Genomic DNA, 20,957 nt, shown 5'->3' with positions numbered 1-20,957 from the left:
CGGCCCGCGGCCGTTCCCTGGCGATTCTGCCTACCCGGCAAGCGCGAAAACGCTTGGCAGGGGCATCACCTTGTTGAGTCTAGCTAGGCGTTCGTTGTGCACAAGCGCTTGTATGGCCCGGACGGAAACTTTGTCTCGAATCGTTAACACGGAACCGGTTCCCTGTTAACGGGCGCGGTTGTGAGACGACAATTTGGGGGGCCTCATCCCTCGCGGAAGCGATTGCGGAAGTCCTTCGCGAGCGCCGCTTCCTTTGCCATGCGGTGGAAGGAACGGCCGTGCCGGCGCTGCTCTGCGACGCTCTGGCGGCGGTGAAGGCCGGCAAGCTCGCGCTGCATCTTCTGGTAGCTCAACCAGCGGCGCTCCTCCAGCTCACCCGTGCCAAGAGCGTTTTGGACGGCACACCCCGGCTCGGAACCGTGTGCACAGTCCGTGAACCGACAGTGTCCGAAGAGCTCCTCAATATCACCGAAGACCGCCTCCAGCCCGTCCTCCGCATCCCACAGGGCGAACCCCCGCACGCCCGGAGTGTCCATGAGCACCGAGCCGGCTCCCAGCGGAATGAGCTCCCGCACCGTGGTGGTATGCCGTCCCTTTCCGTCACCCGCACGGACCTCCCCTGTGTCCTGGGCATGAAAGCCCACCAGCGCGTTGATCAGCGTTGACTTGCCGGCGCCCGAGGGACCGATCAGCGCCAGGGTGCTTCCCGCGCCGATCCTAGAGTGAAGGGCGTCAAGGCCGTCCCCGGCCTCGGCGGAGGTGGTGAAGACCTCCACGCCGCGGGCGCGCTCGACGGTCTGGCCGACAACCTCGTCGAACCGGCTGCTCAGATCGGCTTTGGTCAGGATGACAAGGGGCACAGCGCCCGAGTCCCACGCGGCCACGAGGGTCCGTTCAAGCCGGTTGGCCGAGAGCGGACGGTCGATCGGCACCACCACTCCCACCAAATCAACATTGGCCGCGAGGACCTGCGCTTCGGACAGCGGAGCGTGCGCTTTCTTGCGCTGCAAAGTTGAGTAGCGCGGCAGGCGGCCGACGACGGCGGGCGGCGCTGCGACGTCGTCGGAGTTTCGTGCCAGAGCCACCCAGTCACCGGTGACTACTGTGCCATCGGTTTCCACGTGCAGCGGTCCGTTGGCGGTGATGAGCAGGACCCGCCCGCGGTCGGCACGGATTGCACGCGCCGGTTCGAGCGCGGGGTGACCTGGTGTTGGAACGGCCGATGAGAAGGTGAAGGAAAAGAGACCGCGGATGCGGTCGGTAAAGCCGTACTCGGAAAGCGTGTTCAAGGAAAGTCCTTCTTCAGGAGCCTTCCACCACGGAAAGAATCAGTGCGATTGCGGGCGGGAGGCGGAGGTTATGGCGAGGGCGGTGCGTGCAGCTGTCAGCCAGGATGCAGCAACGGAAACCGTGTTCATAACGTCACCTCCGTCAGCCTCGAGGGCAATCGATCGCGTGTGTGGTCCGCCGGGTAGGAAGCGGAAGAGCTTTATAGTAGCGCCCGGCCCGGGCTTTGGTAAGAGAGCCGGATCGCTGTGTCAACGAGTTCGACGCGTGTCAGATTGGGCACCTCAGCAAGCGGCACCCAGGCCGCTTCATCAGTGGAGCCGTCCAGTTCGTGGACGAGCTCGCCGGAAACCGCGTGCGCGCGGTAGACAATTCGCAGCGCGTGCATTGGCCTGCCGGAACCGTTCAGCCGATCCTCCGGCGCAATGTGCAGGCTGTCGACGCCCAGGAGCTCCTCGAGTTCGACGACGTAGCCGGTCTCCTCCAGCACCTCGCGGACGGCGGCGGTTGGCGCATCCTCTCCCAGTTCCAGCCCGCCTCCCGGTAGCGTCCACCCCTGCCTGCCGTGCTCGTTCCAGTGCGCGAGCAGAATCATTCCATCCCGCACGACGACGGCATACGCTCCTACCCGGGTGTCCCATTCCTGCGCCATGAACGCCAGTGTAAACCTGCCCGCCGGCTACAGCGCGCCCGTTCGCAGGAGGTAGTCCACGCCGTGCACCGGGTCCACGCTGAGGAAGCGCACATCTGTGAAGCCGTCTTTCGCGAGCCCGGCCTTGATCAGTTCCTGCAGCTTTGGCTGATGCACGGCGAGCCCTCCGCCGATGATGACCGGACTGTGAGCTCCGAGAACCGAGGCCACGTCGGTGACCAGCCCACACAGATGACGTGCGCCGTCGTCGATAATCCGCTGGGCGCCGCTGTCGCCGCCCTCAGCGGCCTTGAAGACCAGGTGCGCCTGACCTGCCCAGTAGCGCCTGCCCGACGGCCGGTGGAACAGGGCTATGAGTTCTTCGGGTTTCTGCGCGCCGGTGGCCTCAAGAACCGACTCGCCCAGCACCCCCAGCGGTTCTGCGCGGTTGAAGCGGTGGAGCGTTGCGCGCACTGCTTCCCTGCCCACCCAGTAACCGCTGCCCTCGTCTCCGAGCAGGTAGCCCCAGCCGCCTGAGCGCGCCTGCCGACCCGCGCCGTCCAGCCCCCAGGCGACGGACCCCGTGCCCGCGATGACCGCAATTCCGGTGGAGGCGGCGCCGGCGGCAAGGATCAGGCGGGTGTCATGGACAACGTCGATCCGGGCGTTCGGCACCTGCCCGGCGATCAGCTGTCGGAGGGCGCCGGCGTCGTCGTCGGTATCCACGCCGCCCGACCCCGCCACGACGTGACCCACCTGCCCGCCCAGGGCTGTGAAGAGCTCGGCGAGGTTCCGCGCCGCTTCCTCCGCGGTGACGTTCTGGACATTAGCGCTCCCGCTTTTTGCTTCTGCGGCCACAACACCTGCGCTCCAGCGCACCCCGTGGGTCTTGGTACCGCCGATATCGAGACCGACGACGTCGGCAGCTGGGTTTTCGTGCTTGTGCTCTGGCATGAGCACAAGGTTACGCACCGCCGGTAGGCTGGAGGAATTCCCGCAGGCAGGACCACAGGCAGGAACTCAGGCAAGGCAGGAGCACCCGCATGACGAACAGTGGCAAACCGGACGGACTGGATCCGGTGGACCGTCGAATCGTGCAGGAATTGCTCGCTGACGCCCGGATCACCAATGCGCAGCTCGCCGAGAAGGTGGGCGTTGCACCATCCACAGCGCTGCTCCGGACCCGCCAGCTAACGGAGCGCGGAGTCATCAGCGGCTACCATGCCGAAGTGAGTCTGGCCGCAATCGGCCGTGCTGTGCAGGCCCTGATTTCCGTGCAGCTCAACGGGCACAACCGCGAGGAAATCGACAGGTTCACCTCCCGGGTGCCCGCACTCCCCGAGGTGGTCGCCACGTACCATGTTTCAGGTTCGGTGGACTACCTCATCCACCTCGCGGTCGCAGACACGGACGCCCTGCGGGACTGGGTACTGGACTACCTCACCACCGATCCGGTGGTGGGACATACGGAGACCACCCTGATCTTCAACCGCATGGAGGGCAACGCGGGCCTGCTGCCCGGAGCGGGCTAGGGGCCTGGCCGGAGGCTAGAGCCACAGCCCTGAATGACGGAGAGCCGTTCCGTCGCGGAGACGGTCCTCGTGTACACGGTGGTCAACCATGGTGTGTTCCCGCGCAGCGCGCCGTTCGCCTGTGCTGACGAGCCAGCGGCCAACAGCAATGAGCAGGGCTTCGAATCCGGAGGGTTGTGCTGGTGGGTAGAGACCGGCAAGCGTGGTCATGGCGTGTGCTCTTTTCGGGAAGCAGGCTCAGGGAACTGGCCCTGGACGATCGGAAAGGTGTTCAGGTGGATCTGCACGGCCTTGGCGTCCGGCGAAGCATTGCCGTCCGGCCGGTACTTTTCGAAGAGGTCGCGTGCAAGGCGCATCAGCTCATCCGACAGCTCAGCGAGCTGGGCAGCGGTGAGACGGGCGTTGATGGTGGAGATGACCGAGGCATCCAGCCACTCCTCCGGCAGTACGAACGGACCGCGTTCCATGTAGTCCTCGAGCAGCGCGGCCCGATTATGGCTGAACTCCCGATTGACGATTGCGGCAACCTCCCGGGTACCGGGATCATGTGCCATTTCACTGGAGTAGAGGTTGAGGGCACCGGGTGGGCGCTCCCACCAGCGCTCTCGCGCTGATCCCCGACCTTCCACTTCACGGACAAGCTCGTGCCGCGCCAACTGCCTCAGGTGGTAGCTGGTGGACCCGCTCGACTCCCCGAGCCGGGCTGCGAGCGCACTGGCAGTCTGCGGACCGAACTGCGACAACGCGTTCAAAAGCTGGATCCTCAGTGGATGCGTCAGCGCTTTCAAAGCGTTGATATCGACAGTGCGATCGTTCGGTTTGGCAGACTCCATGAGAGGAGAATACACCGGCAAAGGTTCCTTTGCAATGCTTTCTTTGCAAATATTTCTTTGGAAATTCAGGCCTTTGATGCAGCGCTTCGGCGAAGGTAAATCGCCATACCGACGCAGGCAGCCGCAATCACAGCCGAGAAGCAGGTGACCGCAGCCATCAGCCCCAGTGCATCCACGGCGAGACCTAGGCCAAGCACCGGGACGGCGCTTCCGAGGTAGGTGATCACATAGACGGTGCTGATGATCTGTGCATGCTGGGAGCCTTCAACCTGCTGCGCGACCGCGTTGAATAGGATTCGGAAGGCGATCCCCTGCCCCGCTCCAGCAAGAACCAACGCGGCAACAAAGAGGGAAACGCTGCCCACACTGCCCGCGAGCGGAACAAGCGCGACCCCGCCCGCCATAATGAGCAGCCCAACCGCTCCGGCCTGCGCGGGTTTCGCTGCGCCCTGCGGGAATAGCTGGCTCGCAGCCGAGACCGCCAGGACCAGCCCGGCAAGCACGCCCACCAAAGGCCTGCTGATCTCTCCGGCCATGGCGGTGACATAGGTCGGTGCCAGGCTGAGCGAGAAGCCGAACACGGCGAAACTGAGAAAGCCGACGGCGGCAGCAGACCAGAACGCCCTGCGCGCGGTCCTGGACACCGCTGGGCGTCTCGGCTTCAATGCGGACAATGGGCGGGCAGGCAGCGCGGGCTTGATCGCGGGGCGGGCATCGAGGCGCACCAATGGAATCAGAAGCAGCGCGAGGAAGACGGCGTAGATCCCGAACGGAACCCTTGTCGGCTCGGGAAGCAGGGACAGGAGTCCACCCACGATCGGCCCTGCAGCCACTCCCCCCGCGGACGCAACCAGCGTAAAGCGTGACGCCCATTCCGGACGGTGCGGCAACAGATCCCGCAGCGCTGCAGAACTGGCGCCGGTAGCGCACGCCACTGCCGCTCCCTGAAGGCAGCGGCCCAGGACCAGCATGGGCAGCGATGTGGCTGTGCCGAATACAACAACGCCCACTACACCGGTGAGGACGGCGAGCACCAGTGCAGCCCGGCGACCGATATGGTCCGACCAGTGACCGACCAGGAGCAGGCCCGCGACAAGGGTCAGAACGTACGCGGAGAACGCTACCGTCGTATCGAAGGCGCTGAGGCCGAGGTTGGCGCGGATCAGCGGGTATAGCGGGGTCGCTAGATTGGCCCCCACCAGCAGCGTGGCCAGCACGACGACGGTGAGGCCGAGCCGTGTGCGCCTTGATGCGTCCCAGCGGTGAGACTTCGCGGTTGCAGGACGCATCCGCAATTCGCTGATGACGCTCATGGACACCTTCCGCCGATTCCTACCATTCCTCCTATTGATGGTGAGGTCTGGGGGTTAGCGTGGCAGCTGAATTCGGCATACTCTGATCATCGTGCTCAAAATTCGTGGGAGATCAGGCTCCCCGGTGGGCTGAACGAGGAGTTGTGCGCATGCTCGACCGAACAGACATCCGCCTTCTCCGCGAGCTGGTCCACGAACCGCGCTCGCAGGTCAGCCAGCTCAGCGAGACTCTCGGCATGGCCCGCAACACCGCGCAGGCGAGGATGCAGCGGCTGTTCAGATCAGGCATCCTGCGCAGGAGCGGAAGGGAACTCGACCTTGCAAGGCTGGAGTACGACGTCGTCGCTTTCGTCACGATCGAAGTAACCCACCGGGAACTGGACGGTGTCATCTCGGCACTGCGCACGCTGGAACAGGTGCTCGAGGTTCATGAGATCTCAGGCCGTGGCGACGTATGGTGCCGGGTGGCGGCGACAGACACCCATCACCTCCAGTCAGCGCTGCGGTCGGTCCTGCGCATCAAGGGCGTGATCCGAACCGAGACAGTGCTGGCCCTGCATGAACACATCCCGTACCGCGTGGAGCCCCTGCTTGACCGGCTGCTTGCCGAGAAGTCACAAGCCAAACCGTCTTCGGAATCCTGATCGCCGCCCGGAAATAGCCGCTTCCGTTCTCATCTGCATCTCATGATGTGTGGGGATACTTGGTACATGAAACGGTCACAGGTGCATACCTGGCTCATTACCGCAGCCAGCGCGGGAGCTGTTGTTGCGGTTGGCGCGGCGATGATCGGCTCGCTGCGCGGGCCTGCACCGGAGAACCTGGGCCCAGCTGTAGGCGTGACCGACACGCAGGTACCGGCGCCTCCGGGCACTCCCTCGCCTAGCCCCACGCAAACTCCCACCCCGGCAAGCACCGCGGCTCCGTCCGTTTCCCCCTCGGAAGTGCCCGCCCCTCCCGCGCCGGAGCCCTCGGCCGAAGCGACTGTCGAACCTACGGAAGCGGCCTCGCCGCCACCCGCTGTTGTTCCCGCCCCGCCGCCCGTGATCCAGGACGACGATGACGACAGAGGTCGGGGACGCGGCGGCGATGACGGCATTGAGGATGACGGCGAGGTAGATGATGACTAGGCCCGACGCCGGAGCATCCACCCGTCCCGCAACGGGCCCGGCCTTGCCGCCACTGGGTGAGGCACCACCCACGGAGCGGATGGCGCTGGGCCCTCCCCCGTCCGCTGAACCGACTATCCTCGTAAAGCTGCCGCACGTGGAACCAGACGCTCCCGGTGCAGCGGGCGAAGGCGAGGGCAAACCCGGACTCCGGACCCGTATCCTCCAGTCGCTGCGCGGATACTCATCGGTGCGCACCCGGGTGCTGGCGGCAATGCTGGTACTCAGCGCGCTGGGGCTGCTGCTCGCCGGCGCCACTGCCTACGCACTGCAGCGCAACGACCTCAACAGCGAGATGGATGAATCGCTGGCCCGCAGCTTCCAGGAGCTGGAAACCCTGTTGGCAACCGGTATTGATCCCGACACACTGGAGCCGTTCGTGGAGGCGGACCAGCTGGTCTACCTCCTCATGCAGCGGACGCTGACCCAGCCCAATGAGGGAATGATGGCTGTACGCGATGACCGGGTGATTTTCTTCGCGAACGAGGAGGTCGACGTCCGCCTTGAGGATGATCCGGCGCTGGTCAACTATGTAACCGATGTAGCGCCGCCGGATCAGGTGACCATTCAGTCGGTAAGTACCGCCTTCACCGACTACCGGGTCCTGGTGGCCCCGGTCATGCTCGCGAATGACACCCAACCGACCTTCTTCGTACTGGGATTCGATGCCGAGGCGGAGCACCAGCAGCTGAACCGGACCTTTGGCACCTATGCGCTGATCAGCTTCGCCACATTGGCGCTCATCGGCGTCGTAGGATTCCTCCTCGTCGGCAAGCTGCTCGATCCTATCCGCAGGGTCCGCACAACTGCGCAGCGCATCACGGACACGGACCTCTCGCAGCGCATCGAGGTGACCGGCAATGATGATCTTTCCGACCTGACCCGCACGGTCAACGCCATGCTCGACCGCTTGGAGGGCTCGTTCACCTCACAGCGCCAACTGCTCGACGACGTCGGTCACGAATTGCGCACGCCGATCACCATTGTGCAGGGGCACCTGGAGCTGCAGGACTCGTCAGACCCGCGCGATGTCCAGGCGGTGCGCGACATCGCCCTGGATGAGCTCGACCGGATGCGCCTGCTGGTGGATGACCTCGTAACCCTCGCCGGCATAGCAGGGCCGAACTTCGTGCGCCCCGAACCTGTGAATCTCGGCAGACTGACCGACGATGTGATGGACAAGGCACGGACACTGGGGGCCCGCCGCTGGATCATCGATTCGCGGGCGGAGGCAATTGCAGTGCTGGATCCCCGCAGGATCACCCAGGCGTGGCTGCAGCTGGTGGCCAACTCGGTGAAATTCACGGAGGAAGGAACCACCATCGCGATCGGCTCCCGCAAGGACGACGACGGCGCGTGGCTCTGGGTGCGCGACGAAGGCACGGGCATCGCCCGTGAGGACCAGAAGAGGATCTTCGATCGCTTCGAACGTGGGCCGAGCAGCAAGCGCACCGAAGGCGCCGGTCTCGGCCTCACGATCGTCAGCGCTATTACGGAGGCACATGGGGGTGCCGTTGAGCTTCGGTCTGCGCCCGGGCAGGGCTCGACGTTCACTATGGCGATCCCGTCCCTGCCGCTGGGCTCCACCCCGACCACCACTGAGGAAGAACGTCCGTGAGCCAGATCCTGATCGTTGAGGACGAAGATCGTATCAGCTCCTTCGTGGCCAAGGGCCTGCGTTCCGCCGGCTACGTGCCGACCGTGGCAGATAACGGGCGGGATGGGTATCAGCTCGCGCAGACGGGAGACTTCGAGCTCATAGTGCTGGACCTCGGACTGCCTGATCAGGACGGTTTCACCGTGCTGCGCCGGCTCCGGGAGTCCAAGAACAGCACTCCGGTCATCATTCTCTCGGCGCGCAGCTCGGTCGATGACACCGTGGCGGGGCTGGAGGGCGGTGCGGATGACTACATGTCCAAGCCCTTCCGATTTGAAGAGCTGCTGGCACGGGTGCGCCTGCGCCTTCGGCAGGAAGCCCCGAGCGCGGACAACTCCGTGCTCTCCCACGGCGATCTCCAGCTTGATTTGAGGTCCCGCAGGGCGCTCGTCAACGGGAAGGAAGTGGATCTCTCAGCACGGGAGTTCGCTCTCGCAGAGGCGTTCCTTCGCAATCCCGGCCAGGTGCTCAGCCGGGAACAGCTGCTCTCCCGCGTCTGGGGTTATGACTTCGATCCCGGCTCCAACGTGGTGGACGTCTACGTGCGCTACTTGCGGAACAAGCTGGGCGCCGAGCGCTTCGCGACCGTGCGCGGTATGGGCTACCGGCTCGTAGCCGACGATTCCTGACGCACCTTTGCCGCGCGTGAGATTAGCGTCCGGATTTCGGACCACCGTCCACCTGCTTCCAGCATGGGCGGACCCGGGCGCGGTTGGGGGAGACGCACCCGGGTCCTTCGGAAGTGACCGGTTGGGACAACTGCTGTCCGAACCGGTCACGGGTCCCGTTGTTCAATCATGGCGATCCATTGTGAGAGCAGGAGGAAGCCCTGATGAGAAAACTCTCATCCAGCTGCCGGACCCGGACCGGGGCCCGGATGATCCAGGAAGTTCTCAGCCACCAGCAGCCGCTGCAGCGCGCCTTCCCTCCAGCCGCCGCCGGCCTGGTTCCGGCCTGAATTCCTTGCACCCGCTACAAGAGTCAGGCTCACCCCTGCCGCCCGGGCCCGAAGCGCTGTGGGGTCGACCCGCTCCTCGAATACCCGTTGGAACCGCGCCAGCGCTGCGGGAACTGCGGTGTAACGTTCATCAACGCAGGGCAGCATGGCAAGGTGGGCCAGGAAGCAGGCCAAATCGTCGACCAGGTGGCCGGGACCCAACCCGTCGAGATCAAGAACAGCAGTGATGCTTCCGCCCTCGACCAGAAGATTGCCCTCATAGAAATCACCGTGGGTTGGAACCACCGGCCCGGCCGGTGCTGCGCGGATGCCATATTCCACCCTGGAAGCCAGCGTTCTGATCCGCTCCGATTGGTCAGGCAGCACGGCTGTGGCGGCGCCCGCGTAGCTGTGGACTCCCGCAGACCACGGCCGCCGCACCTGCAGGTCACACACGGCACGGGGCAACCGCTCCAGCAGATCGACCACAACTTCCGGCTCAAAACCGGTTGCGCCATCCCCCAGCAGCCGCTGCGCGAGTGGTCTTCCGGGCGCCTGCCTGGTTACCAGCACATCCCTACGCGGGGACTCCGCAGGTTGTGGAACGGGAATGCCGGCATCGAGCAGTAGCCGGTGCCTCTCGTACAGCGCCGCAGCGCGGCCCCGCGGCATCACCTTCAGGAAGCGGGTCTCCCCCGCGCCCTCGGCCCGAAGCACTGCCCGCCTCATGGGCCGGTAGCCGAGCGTTGTCAGCGTGGCCGCAGGCACACCGAACAGTTCGGGACCAACAGAGCGGGCATCGCACGCCCAGTCCAGATCAGGAAGCAGCGGATCATTGGGGTGGCTCCAGGCCAGGAGCGGCAGGCCTTCTGGACCGTGCAGGCGCACCGAACGGGCAAACGTTCCGGGTACCGGACGGGTGGTGACGCACAGGAACCCATTCAGCATCTCGCCGGACACCTCGCACCGGACGGAGTAGATACCCGTCACCCCGGCGCCCGGCCTGTGGTGAATGCCGCTCAGGGACCATTGGATGAGCGAACCGGTCAGGGCGGCTGCCGCCGCCTCGAGTGCCGGTCCAATGGCCCGTCCTTCCAGCAGCGCGAGCTCTTCCGCCTCCGTCAACGAAACACTCGGGCTTTCAGCCGCGGACTAGGCGCGGCGACGCTGCAGGATGTCGTCCAGGTTCATCTTGGGTGTAGCTGATGTCTCGGCCTGCGGAGCAGCAGTCATGGGCGCGGAATCGGTCTTGGGCGCGACGGCACCGTTCTTGATCGGCGTCTTTGCCACCGGCTTCGGCGCCTCGGGCAGGTCCAGCGGAGCCGGATCCTCGCGCTCAGCTTTCGGAGCCTCAATGTACATGGGCTTCGGTACCTGCACGGGCTGCCAGGGCGTTCCTGAGCCGGCGGGACTCTCTCCCGACTCTGCGGCAACAGCGAGTGCCGCTGCGCGCAGCTCGGCTGCAGTGAACTGGACCGGGGCAGCGACCGTGGCGGAGGCGCCGTCGTCGTGAGGTGTGCTTTCTTCCGCCGTGTTGGGGCTTCCCTGCTCCTCGGCATTGAACAGCGTGGTGGGCCGCTGCACTGTGTGCCGTTCCGGGGCTGGGACGGCTGCCGGCTCCCGCGGTGCAGCCGAGACCTGCTGGGGACTACGGCTGCGCCCGCGCAGTGCAAGCGTGCGCAGCACTGCGACGCTGGCGATCGCCACCAGGAGCGCAACCACCGGAAGAACTGAAGGGGCCAGGCCGACGACGGCGAGCACCGAGGTGACAAGCGCTGCTGTGAGCGCAACCGCGCCGATCAGCGCGATTGTGAGCCTGCCCCAGTGAATCCGGAGGCCGGGTGCGCCGCCTGACACCTTCGAGGACCCTGAACCTGCGCGCCCGGCAGACGGGGATGCGGATGTGGGCCGTGAATTGTCAGCGGCGGACATTGTCATGACGCTCCTCTGGAAACCGGCGTCTCCGTGTGCGGTGCTTGGAAATGCGATGGGTGCGAGGCCGGTAACGGGCAGTGGCTGCCGGCGCCGCATCAGGAAGGGGGCCACCCAGATGAGCCAGAGCCCGACGATTGCCGCCAGTACGACTGAGCTGTTCAGAGAGAAGTCCACCTACAAAACGTTAGGAGCAGTTGCCCCTTCGGTCTCTCATTCGCGGCGGTGTGTCCGAGGGGGAAATCAAGAAGTTCGTCAGAGCCGCGGCGCTCTCTCCTGCCACCTGCGCAAAAGACCGCCTGGAACCTCGTCCGACGTCAACGCAAAGGAACGATGGTCGGCCCAGGAACCGGCGATATGCAGGTAGGACCGACGAATACCCTCATCCCTGAAACCCAGCTTCTGGACTACCCGGAGACTGGCAGCGTTTTCCGGCCGGATGTTGATTTCCATGCGGTGCAGACCGAGTTCCCAGAAGCAGTAGTCGGTTGCCAGCGCCACCGCAGTCGGCGCAATTCCCCGGCCCGCCCGCTCCCTGTCCACCCAATAACCGAGTGTCGCTGTGAGGGCGGAACCCCACACGATTCCCGACACGGTGAGCTGGCCTGCCATGGCAGGCCTGCCTCTACCTTCGGGCCGCTCTGCGATCACGAACGGCAGCGCACTGGCCGAGCGCACCTGCGAATTCAGCGCCCGCACCATCTCGTGGTAGGTCGGCAAGTATCCGCCCGGTGCCGGGTTGGACGCTTCCCATGGCGAAAGCCAGTCCAGGTTGTGCTGACGCAATTCCAGCCACTCGCGTTTGTCGCGGTGCCGGAGCGGACGTAGAACGAGGTTGCCGGTTTCAAGGGTGACCGGCCAGGTGAACCGACCCCACATGTCAGTTGTTAGCCGTCGAAGGAGCCAGTGAACTCCTGCAGCCACTTCCGCAGGTCAGGACCGAGGTCTTCCCGTTCGGAGGACAGGGTGACTACTGCCTTTAGGTAGCTCAGCTTGTCCCCCGTGTCATACCGGCGGCCGCGGAAGACAACGCCATAAACGCCGGACCCCTCTCCCTCTGCGGCTGCAAGGGTCTGCAGAGCGTCAGTCAGCTGGATTTCGCCGCCACGGCCCGGTCCGGTTTCCTCCAGGACTCCGAAGACACGAGGATGCAGGACATAGCGTCCGATGACCGCAAGGTTGGATGGCGCCTCGTCAGCAGCGGGCTTCTCAACCAGCTTGTTGACGCGGACGTACTCCTCACCGTCGAGCCCGGAGATGTCAGCACAGCCGTAGGCGCTGATCTGATCGGGATCAACTTCGATCAGCGCGATCACAGACCCACCGGTTCTGGCCTGGACATCGATCATGGTCTCAAGCAGTTCATCGCGCTCATCGATCAGGTCATCGCCGAGCAGCACGGCAAAGGGCTCGTCCCCCACGTGAAGCTTGGCCCGCAACACCGCATGCCCGAGACCCTTGGGATCCCCCTGACGGAGGTAGTGAATGTCTCCGAGCTCCGAGGCACGACGCACGGAGGCGAGCTTCTCGAAATCACCTTTCGCCTCAAGGGTCTGCTCGATGAACGGCACACGGTCGAAGTGGTCCTCGAGTGACCTCTTGTTGCGCCCGGTGATCATGAGGATGTCATTGATGCCGGCGCCTACCGCTTCCTCGACCACATACTGAATGGCCGGCCGGTCCACAACCGGCAGCATTTCCTTGGGCATCGCCTTGGTGGCCGGCAGGAACCTGGTACCCAGCCCAGCTGCAGGAATGACGGCCTTGTTCACTCTTGGTCGCTCAGTCATGCCACAACACTACAGAATTGGGCGCTCCTTCGATGCACGTGCAACGTCGGACGCCCGCTGTACAGTGCCAGCATGGACTCACCCGCTTCTTTGCCGAAGTCTTCGCCGAACCCGACGCCGGCCTCCCGGATGAAGGAGGAGCTTCGCCGCTCCCTGCGTGAGCGGCGCCGCCAAGTGGCGGCACAGGAGCAACAAACAGCAGCAGCCGAGCTGGCCAAACACGTGCTCACCTGGCTGAAATCCGGCACTGTGCGGGGTACCGGGTGCATTGCGGCTTACCTGTCAGCTCCTCCGGAGCCCGGCACCGAGGTGCTGTTGCCTGCCCTGATTGAGGCGGGCTACGACGTCGTCGTTCCGGTGTGTGAACCGCGGTACCAGTTGAGCTGGGCCTCCTGGCAACCCGGAGTTGAGCTCGCCAAGAGCCCCCGGGCGCCGCTGTGGGAGCCGGTCGGTGAGCGCCGAGGTTTCACGGCACTGCTACCGCTCCACCTGGTGCTTGTGCCCGGGCTGGGCATGGATCAACTGGGGAACAGGATCGGCCAGGGGGGCGGGTACTATGACCGGTTCCTGGCCAAATTGGTCCTCGAACAGCCGGATGCCGCCAGGCTCGGCTATCTGTACAACGAGGAAGTACTACCTGCCGGGAGGGTCGGAGCAACTCCGCTCGATATGCCGCTGCACGGCGCTTTCACGCCTTCGGGTCTCTTCCAGGTATCCGGGCAGCATTCCTCACCGACCGGCTGAACAGTGTAGAATTGGCACTCGGGCGGGTCGAGTGCCAACGTTTCTGGGTCACCAGGGCAACCGAACCGTCACTGAACAACTTTCTCCAGGAGGATTGTCGATGCCTACATACGCTTACGCTTGCAGGGACTGCGGCCACGCCTTCGACGTCCAGCAGTCTTTCTCGGATGACTCCCTGACCGTCTGCCCCGAGTGCGAGGGCAGGCTGCGCAAGAAGTTCAACAGCGTGGGTGTTGTCTTCAAGGGTTCCGGGTTCTATCGAACGGACTCCCGTGCCACGTCCTCCTCAGTCGAGGCGGGCAGCAGCCCGGCGGCCAAGCCGGCTGGAGGCTCGTCGGGGTCAGAGGGCAAGGCCCCTTCTTCTTCCCCAGCGTCGACGTCAGCAACGTCGTCGTCTTCAACGTCAAAGAGAACCGCGACTACCAGCTCGGCGGCTTCAGCCTAGCCTGGATCTTTTCGCGAGCACTTCCCGCGTCGGGAGTCCCGGTTGTCCTGCACAGCCGGCACTCCCGGGGCGGTTTTTCCACATAGGGGCTCATTGCGGACCACTGGCACGGCTGCCTGCCTAGCGTTGGGCCATGAGAAAATCCGCCAGCGCTCCCAACCGGACTCGGAACCGGGTCCGCGCGTTCATCTTCCGAAAGAGGCGCCTGCTGGCTGCCGGCATCCTCTGCGCTGCCGCCGGTGTCGCTGTTGAAGTGTTCCTGCCACCGGATCCGGCCACCGTGCAGGTAGTTGCTGCGTCAGCGGACCTTCCCGTGGGTACGGTCCTTACTGCGGACCAGCTTTCCGTTGTTCATCTTCCCGAGGCGGCCGTCCCGGAACACTCATTCGGTTCACCGGATCTGGTCGCCGGACAGCAGCTGGCAACGCCTGTCTATTCCGGGGATATCCTTGCCCAGAACTTCCTGGTTGGAGCGGGCCTCCTCGTCGGTAGCCCCGAGGGCACGGTGGCTGTCCCCCTTCGACCGGCTGATGCATCAACCGTGCAGCTATTGGCGGCCGGGCAACGGGTAGACGTGGTGCTGAGTACGGGCAACGGCTTTGAAGTGTCAGCGAAGAACACCGTCCTGGCGCGCGCGCTACCAGTGCTCTGGACGTCCGAAGAGTCAGGAACGGGACCGTTCTCGGCCCCGTCAGGGACCGAAGACGGGCTGGTCGTCGTCGCTGCAAACCCTGATGAAGCCGCGGCGTTGGCCGGAGCCTCCAGCACGGGTCAGGTCCACCTGGTGCTTACCGCGGCGAACAGCAGCGGGTAAGTGAAACCCAGTGCGGCGCGGGTCCTGAGCCATGGTGACCGCCGGCCCGAGCACCGCAGTGAGGATGCTAGCTCCAGTGCGGCGGCTTCTGCTCCTTCAGCCACTCGTCATGGTTGCCGTCGTCGTCATTCCAGGACCGCGGGTCATCCTCACCGGCACGCTGCGGAATGACATCTCCCTGCGGTGCGGTACTCGTTGTTGCCTCGGAGCTGGGCTGGGCTGCAGGAGACGCTGCGCCGGCAGTATGCCCGCTCCCGGAATCTTCGGGCGTGTCTCCGGCGGCGGGTCCAGCCTTGCCGCCGGCTGCATCGCCCCTGTCCTCGGACTGGGTGCTGTCGGTTCCGGTTTCCATCGTCTCCCCGTTTCCTGCAGGTGGCTCCTGTGCTGACCGGCGCGAACGCTGACCGTCAGCCTGCTCCAAACCAAGATATCCGGAGATACGGTCGGCGCAGCCTTCCGGGTCAGTGAACACCTCGATCGTCCACAACGGCAGGTAGCGCCAGCCCATCCGTTCGAGCAACTGTGGCCGGAGCCGGCTCCGCTCCCTCACGGTCATCCCACGGTAGCGATCCGATCCGTCCGACTCGATCGCCACGGGTGAAACAGAAGGCAGAGCTTGATCGGCCGTCGCAGCATCCGGAGCGGGTGCTGCGACAATGTCCAGCACCTCGGCGTGATTGCTCCCGACCACGGCGCCGCGCTGCCGGAGTCGTTCCACCAGGTCCGCAACCAGCGGGTCTTCGTTGGCGGCGTCCGTCGGGACCTCGGAGCTCTGCACCGCTTCCTCGCCGAGTTCCCGACGCAGGAGCTCGTAGAAGTCAAGCGCGCCATGTCCCAGGCGTTCAGGATCCAGATCCTCCGGCCGGAAGCACGTGAGGACGTGCAGCCGGTAGCGGGCGCGGGTCATCGCGGAGACAAACCTGCCGCGCCCGCCCGGCGCCGAGAGAGGCCCGAAATTGTGCAGCGCGCGCCCGTGCGGCGTCCGGCCGAAGCCCAGCGAGAAAATAACAGCGTCCCGGGTGAGGCCTGCTGCCCGATCAATGGGCACAACGCGGAAAGACTCATTGCCCGGCAGGAAGAAGTCAGCTGCCCACGGAGCGTCAGCCATGGTAAGCCGAACAGCCTCGCCGACCCTCTGGGCGTGCCGAGCGCTTGCAGTCACAACCGCCAGGGAATAACTCGGCCGCTTTCGGATGTGTTCGAAGACCAGATCCACTACGCGGTTCACTTCGGCGGCGACGCTCTCCACGCCGTCGTGATCCGAGCTCGGCATGCCGGTTCCGTCCGCAAGGTACTCGACGGTGAACGCGCGCTCCATTGCGGAAACTTCTGAGGCCGAGGGCAGCCGGGTCAGCTCATCTCCGTAGAAGCGTTCACTGAGCAAGGCGGCCAGATCCTTGTCCACGCCCCGGTAGATCTCCCGAAGCTTCAGCGAAGGTAGGACTGCCGCCAGCGCCTGATAAGCGCTCGGGAGGTGCTCAGGTGTGTTCCGGCGCTCGTCCTCGACCGACACCGTGAAGCTGCGCGGGCCGCCTAGGCGATCGTCACCGAAGGCGATGACCTGCTGTGTCCGCGCCAAAGCGGGAACCACCGACTGGAGGGAGATCGATTCGGCGTCGAGCACGATCACGGCGTCGAACGTTTTGCCCTGGGGAAGGACCAGCGGCAGGACCAGTGGGCTGGCTGCCCAGACCGGCATGAGGGCGGTGACTAGTTCATCGGCCTGCGCGCTGAGGGCGTCCAGTCCGGGCTCACCCTCGCGCAGCAGGCCCCGGAGCTGATCGGCTTCGGCGGGCATGGTCTCGAGCGCGGCCCGCCACCGTTGAGCGAGTGCCCAGCGGATGCGGCTCGCGCCGGAAGCGACATGCGCATTGTCCGCGAGGCGGTACTCCGCCTCAAGCGTTCGGAGGCTGGCGCCGTCGGACATTGCAAGATAATCATCACCGCTGATCATCGCCTCAAGCGCGGACTGCCACCAGGCCAGCTCAAGCTCTGCCCCCACCTGGCGGGCACCCACTTCACGCGCAGAGAGGTCATCGAGCAGCTCACCCAGGCCGTTGTCCCGCATCTCATCGAGCAGCAGCGTGCGCTCGGGAAGCGTAGCCAGACTCTGCCGGTCGCGGGCCAATTCCGAAAGGCGGGTTGCCAGCTCATCCAGCGGCATCCCGGAAAGCTGCGGCTCGCCCGGCGTGCCGGCCAGCGTCGCCGTGAGCTCGGTAAGTTTGGAATCGATGGCGCGGTAGAAGCTGTTGATCTCCGCCAGCCCCGTCGGCACTGACGGGTGCCGCTCCGTGGTGGCGTACTTCGTCCACAGTGTGCGTTGTTCCTGTACCTCTACGAGGGACTGGTGGAGGTCTGCGATATGAACGCCCGGGCGAACGTATTCCTTGGCGACCCTGCGCAAACGGGACCGCGTCATCGAACTCATCTCGATGGTGCGTTCCCGCCGCCAGGACGAGGACGCCGTTGCCGAGATGAGGTCCGTGACCGGTCGATCGAAGATGTCCGGTGTGAACTTGTCCAGGCTGGCGCGCACCGCGACCAGCAGGTCCAGTTGCCCGCCCCACTCCTCGAAGGTGGTTCCCAGCTCGATGTGCGAGTGCGCCGCAACCGCCCCGACCTTCTCGCGCAAGAGCGGGATGTCCCGGGCCAGGTCCACCGCCAGGCTGTGGGCGTGCTCGGTTTCCTTGCGGTTGCGCAGCTTCGCTCCGTACCACGGGCTGTGGGTCGCTTCCTTGCTGAAGCCGCCCAACTCGGCGGCACGGCGGAGCCGCGTGGTCAGTTCCGTGCGGTTCGGAATGCTGTCCATGACGCTGCGCTTCAACCGCACCGTGGTGGCCGGTGCAGGGTTCAGTGACGTCAGTTCGGCAAGGGACTGCATGGCCTGGTAAGGCGAACACCCCCAGCGCGAGCGTACGTTGTGCAGGGAGCGGACGTGGTCAAGCAGTTTGTGCCGGTGGGACACGAGGGTTTCATGCAGGGACGTGAGCTTCGGTTGCACGGCCTTCTCATTGCGCACAATGGCCCGAACCAGCTGATCCTTCAACTGCGTGGAGCTGCTGTTGGCATTGAGTTGCAGCACGAGCGAGCCAAGATTCAGCGCGTCGAGTTGCTGCACGAACTGGTTGAGGGTTCCTCGCCGCTCGGCGACCACGAGCACGCTCTTGCCCTGCTCTGCCAGTGCAGCAGCTGCGTTCAGGGCAGTCTGAGTCTGGCCTGTTCCCGGAGGTGCGGATACAACAACCGAACCGCCTGCGGTTACCGCGTCAAGGACCCGCTGCTGCCCGGAGTCCGCGTCAAGGATCAGGAATTCGGTGGACGGATGCCTGTCATCAAGCGGCATGTCCCGCGACGGCGCTTCCGCATCTGTTGGAGCGTCGATGCCTTCCCGGGCAGCGTCCATCAGCGCAGACAGCAGGGGATGCTCCGGGCTGACAGCTGCGTCCGCTCCGACATCGGATAGATCAGCGAACGTTGACACGAGGATGTGATGCTCGATGGTCATTCCGCGCACGTTGTCGGTCAGTGCACGGAGGCGGTCCAGCACGGGATGCGGGTCAAAGCGGGCGGTGCTGTAGGCAAGCTGCGCCACGGCATCTGCGTCGAAATCGATCCCGTGGTCCGTCTGCAGCGTCCGCACCAGCGCAGGGTTGAGCCGCGCCTGCTCCGTCAGCTGAAGTTCGTAGTCATCCTGCGACCCGTGCACAGTCAGTGCAACGGAGGTCAGCAGGACCGGAGCCGTCAGCGAGTCCGTGCGGCCGCCGTCGTCCATGGTTCGCCACGAAGCGGTGCCCGCAGCAAGATAGCCGACGTCGATTCCGCGCTCGGTTGCGAGTTCGTAGACCTTGGCACGCAACAGCCGTGCAGCCTTCATGGCGGCGGCGTACTGATCGGGATCGCGCAGCAGGGTGGACAGGCGAGTTCGGCGGCCTGCCAGAAGCTGTGCAAGGCCGGACGGATGCGCGTGCGTGAGGTCTATGCTGTTGGAGCGCGACGGCGTGAAATGCAGCAGCGTATCTGTTCCCGCGTGCGGCCCCAGCCTGCGAAGCCACGGAATCAGGAAATCCTCGGCGGAGTCCCCGGCATCCTGCACTGGCACGGTTGTCCTCTTCCCTGCGGCCTCACGGCCTGATCTTGACCAGATAGGCATGTCTTACAAGCTAGCCGACGCTGCCCCACCGAGGCTGCAAGCAACGCGGGCCGGCGTCGGATTTCACGCTGTTATCAGCTAAGCGCCCTCCACCGCCGGCAACAGCTGCCGGCCGGAAGTCACTCCCACTCGATGGTTCCCGGCGGCTTGCTGGTGACATCGAGCACCACGCGGTTGACGCCGTCGACCTCGTTGGTGATGCGGTTGGAGATCCGGGCAAGGAGCTCATACGGCAGCCGGGACCAGTCAGCGGTCATCGCGTCCTCGCTGGAGACCGGACGCAGCACGATGGGGTGCCCATAGGTACGCCCGTCGCCCTGAACGCCGACGCTGCGTACATCTGCCAGCAGGACCACGGGCATCTGCCAGACCTCGTTGTCGAGGCCTGCCGCCGTGAGTTCGGCTCGGGCAATGGCGTCTGCCTTGCGGAGCAGCTCGAGGCGTTCAGCGTTGATGGAGCCGACGATGCGGATTCCGAGGCCGGGGCCAGGGAACGGCTGGCGCCCGACGATCTCCGCCGGAAGTCCGAGCTGGGCACCGACAGCGCGGACCTCGTCCTTGAACAGGGTGCGCAGCGGCTCGACAAGCTCAAACTGCAGGTCTTCCGGGAGTCCGCCCACGTTGTGGTGGCTCTTGATGTTCGCTGCGCCCTCTCCGCCTCCGGATTCCACGACGTCCGGGTACAGCGTGCCCTGCACGAGGAAACGGATCTTCTCGCCGTGGGCTTCGGCGTCAGCCATGATGGACCGTTCGGCTTCCTCGAATGCGCGGATGAACTCGCGCCCGATGATCTTGCGCTTGGTCTCCGGGTCTTCGACACCTTCAAGTGCTTCAAGGAACCGCTTCTGCTCATTCGCAACGTAGAGGTTCACGCCGGTAGCGGCCACGAAATCCCGTTCCACCTGTTCGGCTTCACCCTCTCGGAGCAGCCCGTGGTCAACGAAAACACAAGTGAGCTGATCGCCCACCGCACGCTGCACGAGAGCCGCAGCCACTGCCGAATCAACACCGCCGGAAAGCCCGCAGATCACGCGTGCGTCTCCCACCTGCTGGCGGATGCGCTCAACCTGTTCCTCGACAATATTGCCGGTGGTCCAGTTGGGGTTCAGACGGGCGCCCTTGAACAGGAAATTCTCCAGCACCTGCTGACCGTGTGCCGAATGCTTGACCTCGGGATGCCATTGCACGCCGTAGAGCTGCTTGCCCTCGTGGGCAATCGCAGCAACCGGAGCACCGGCTGTGCTGGCCAGGACGTCAAAGCCCTCGGGTGCAGCCTGAACGGAGTCGCCGTGGCTCATCCAGGCATTCTGATGGTCAGGGGTTCCCTCAAGGATGGACCGGGCGCCTTCGGAAACGGCGACGTCGGTGGATCCGTATTCACGCAGGCCCGTCTTCGCGACCGTACCGCCAAGCGCTGATGCCATGGCCTGGAAGCCGTAGCAGATGCCAAGGACCGGGACACCGGCGTCGAACAGGTCAGGATCTATGCGTGGCGCGCCTTCGGCATACACGCTGGACGGTCCGCCGGACAAGATGATTGCTGCCGGGTTGCGTGCGAGCAGCTCCTGGGTGCTGATCGTGTGAGGAACGATCTCCGAGTAGACGTCCGCTTCCCGAACGCGGCGGGCAATCAGCTGGGCGTACTGGGCGCCGTAATCGACAACAAGTACCGGCTGGTGTTCTGGAGCAGGAGCGGGCGTAGTCACGCGTCAACACTAGTGGT

General features: G+C 64.9%; 20 protein-coding genes. 8 read left to right on the top strand and 12 right to left on the bottom strand.

Annotation, left to right across the window (positions count from 1 at the left end):
- Positions 1–203: 203 nt before the first annotated feature.
- The 3 genes from rsgA to ASH00_RS01935 all read right to left on the bottom strand — a co-directional run bounded on the left by rsgA (position 204) and on the right by ASH00_RS01935 (position 2,872).
- Positions 204–1,289, bottom strand: coding sequence for a ribosome small subunit-dependent GTPase A (gene rsgA, locus ASH00_RS01945; protein ID WP_082565834.1), 1,086 nt, complete (start codon positions 1,287–1,289; stop codon positions 204–206).
- A gap of 200 nt (positions 1,290–1,489) precedes the next feature.
- Positions 1,490–1,939, bottom strand: a complete 450-nt coding sequence (locus ASH00_RS01940) for an NUDIX hydrolase (RefSeq protein ID WP_056544268.1) — start codon at positions 1,937–1,939, stop codon at positions 1,490–1,492.
- Positions 1,940–1,966: 27 nt separating this feature from the next.
- On the bottom strand, positions 1,967–2,872 hold the full coding sequence (locus tag ASH00_RS01935; protein ID WP_056546489.1) for an N-acetylglucosamine kinase: 906 nt from the start codon (positions 2,870–2,872) through the stop codon (positions 1,967–1,969).
- 89 nt (positions 2,873–2,961) lie between these two features.
- Between ASH00_RS01935 and ASH00_RS01930 the strand changes: the two genes are divergently transcribed.
- Positions 2,962–3,450, top strand: a complete 489-nt coding sequence (locus ASH00_RS01930) for an Lrp/AsnC family transcriptional regulator (RefSeq protein WP_056544265.1) — start codon at positions 2,962–2,964, stop codon at positions 3,448–3,450.
- Positions 3,451–3,465: 15 nt separating this feature from the next.
- Here ASH00_RS01930 and ASH00_RS01925 read toward each other — a convergent pair whose 3' ends face one another.
- From ASH00_RS01925 to ASH00_RS01915, 3 genes are all read right to left on the bottom strand, one after another.
- Positions 3,466–3,660, bottom strand: a complete 195-nt coding sequence (locus ASH00_RS01925; RefSeq protein ID WP_056544262.1) for a hypothetical protein — start codon at positions 3,658–3,660, stop codon at positions 3,466–3,468.
- Positions 3,657–4,283, bottom strand: coding sequence for a winged helix-turn-helix domain-containing protein (locus ASH00_RS01920; protein WP_056544257.1), 627 nt, complete (start codon positions 4,281–4,283; stop codon positions 3,657–3,659). The genes ASH00_RS01925 and ASH00_RS01920 overlap by 4 nt, the downstream gene beginning before the upstream one ends.
- Before the next feature lie 65 nt (positions 4,284–4,348).
- Positions 4,349–5,596, bottom strand: coding sequence for an MFS transporter (locus tag ASH00_RS01915; RefSeq protein WP_056544254.1), 1,248 nt, complete (start codon positions 5,594–5,596; stop codon positions 4,349–4,351).
- Between the two features lie 149 nt (positions 5,597–5,745).
- Between ASH00_RS01915 and ASH00_RS01910 the strand changes: the two genes are divergently transcribed.
- The 4 genes from ASH00_RS01910 to ASH00_RS01895 all read left to right on the top strand — a co-directional run bounded on the left by ASH00_RS01910 (position 5,746) and on the right by ASH00_RS01895 (position 9,051).
- Positions 5,746–6,240, top strand: coding sequence for an Lrp/AsnC family transcriptional regulator (locus tag ASH00_RS01910; protein WP_056544251.1), 495 nt, complete (start codon positions 5,746–5,748; stop codon positions 6,238–6,240).
- Positions 6,241–6,306: 66 nt separating this feature from the next.
- Complete coding sequence (locus ASH00_RS01905; RefSeq protein WP_157358963.1) at positions 6,307–6,726, top strand: hypothetical protein; 420 nt, start codon at positions 6,307–6,309, stop codon at positions 6,724–6,726.
- On the top strand, positions 6,716–8,383 hold the full coding sequence (locus ASH00_RS01900; protein ID WP_235563120.1) for a sensor histidine kinase: 1,668 nt from the start codon (positions 6,716–6,718) through the stop codon (positions 8,381–8,383). Before ASH00_RS01905 ends, ASH00_RS01900 begins: the two co-directional genes overlap by 11 nt.
- Complete coding sequence (locus ASH00_RS01895) at positions 8,380–9,051, top strand: response regulator transcription factor (RefSeq protein WP_056544245.1); 672 nt, start codon at positions 8,380–8,382, stop codon at positions 9,049–9,051. The genes ASH00_RS01900 and ASH00_RS01895 overlap by 4 nt, the downstream gene beginning before the upstream one ends.
- A gap of 215 nt (positions 9,052–9,266) precedes the next feature.
- On the opposite strand, the gene ASH00_RS01890 is transcribed toward ASH00_RS01895, so the two are convergent.
- From ASH00_RS01890 to galU, 4 genes are all read right to left on the bottom strand, one after another.
- Positions 9,267–10,484 (bottom strand): phosphotransferase, encoded by a 1,218-nt coding sequence (locus ASH00_RS01890; protein ID WP_157358962.1) that lies wholly within the window; start codon positions 10,482–10,484, stop codon positions 9,267–9,269.
- A 27-nt stretch (positions 10,485–10,511) separates the two neighbouring features.
- A complete protein-coding gene (locus ASH00_RS01885; RefSeq protein WP_056544242.1) occupies positions 10,512–11,468 on the bottom strand; it encodes a hypothetical protein in 957 nt (318 codons plus the stop codon).
- 78 nt (positions 11,469–11,546) lie between these two features.
- Positions 11,547–12,170, bottom strand: coding sequence for a GNAT family N-acetyltransferase (locus ASH00_RS01880; protein WP_056544240.1), 624 nt, complete (start codon positions 12,168–12,170; stop codon positions 11,547–11,549).
- An 8-nt stretch (positions 12,171–12,178) separates the two neighbouring features.
- A complete protein-coding gene (gene galU / locus ASH00_RS01875) occupies positions 12,179–13,081 on the bottom strand; it encodes a UTP--glucose-1-phosphate uridylyltransferase GalU (protein WP_056544238.1) in 903 nt (300 codons plus the stop codon).
- A 72-nt stretch (positions 13,082–13,153) separates the two neighbouring features.
- Here galU and ASH00_RS01870 point away from each other — a divergent pair, with 72 nt between their 5' ends.
- The 3 genes from ASH00_RS01870 to cpaB all read left to right on the top strand — a co-directional run bounded on the left by ASH00_RS01870 (position 13,154) and on the right by cpaB (position 15,084).
- The gene (locus tag ASH00_RS01870) at positions 13,154–13,825 is read left to right on the top strand and encodes a 5-formyltetrahydrofolate cyclo-ligase (RefSeq protein WP_082565833.1); all 672 of its coding nucleotides are present in this window, start codon (positions 13,154–13,156) and stop codon (positions 13,823–13,825) included.
- 100 nt (positions 13,826–13,925) lie between these two features.
- Positions 13,926–14,270 (top strand): FmdB family zinc ribbon protein, encoded by a 345-nt coding sequence (locus ASH00_RS16290; RefSeq protein ID WP_082565832.1) that lies wholly within the window; start codon positions 13,926–13,928, stop codon positions 14,268–14,270.
- A gap of 133 nt (positions 14,271–14,403) precedes the next feature.
- A complete protein-coding gene (gene cpaB / locus ASH00_RS01865) occupies positions 14,404–15,084 on the top strand; it encodes a Flp pilus assembly protein CpaB (RefSeq protein ID WP_056544230.1) in 681 nt (226 codons plus the stop codon).
- A 67-nt stretch (positions 15,085–15,151) separates the two neighbouring features.
- Here the strand turns inward: cpaB and ASH00_RS01860 are convergent, their stop codons facing one another.
- Both ASH00_RS01860 and guaA read right to left on the bottom strand, forming a co-directional pair.
- Complete coding sequence (locus tag ASH00_RS01860) at positions 15,152–19,234, bottom strand: DUF4011 domain-containing protein (protein ID WP_082565831.1); 4,083 nt, start codon at positions 19,232–19,234, stop codon at positions 15,152–15,154.
- Between the two features lie 119 nt (positions 19,235–19,353).
- Positions 19,354–20,940 carry a glutamine-hydrolyzing GMP synthase gene (gene guaA, locus ASH00_RS01855; RefSeq protein ID WP_056544225.1) on the bottom strand — a complete coding sequence of 529 codons (1,587 nt, stop codon included), beginning with the start codon at positions 20,938–20,940 and terminating at the stop codon, positions 19,354–19,356.
- Between the last annotated feature and the right edge of the window lie 17 nt (positions 20,941–20,957).

This window comes from Arthrobacter sp. Soil782, assembly GCF_001428435.1.
GTDB classification, from domain to species: Bacteria; Actinomycetota; Actinomycetes; order Actinomycetales; family Micrococcaceae; genus Arthrobacter_D; species Arthrobacter_D parietis.
Note: the sequence above shows the minus strand (reverse complement) of the source record. Positions and strands in the feature narration are given on the sequence as shown.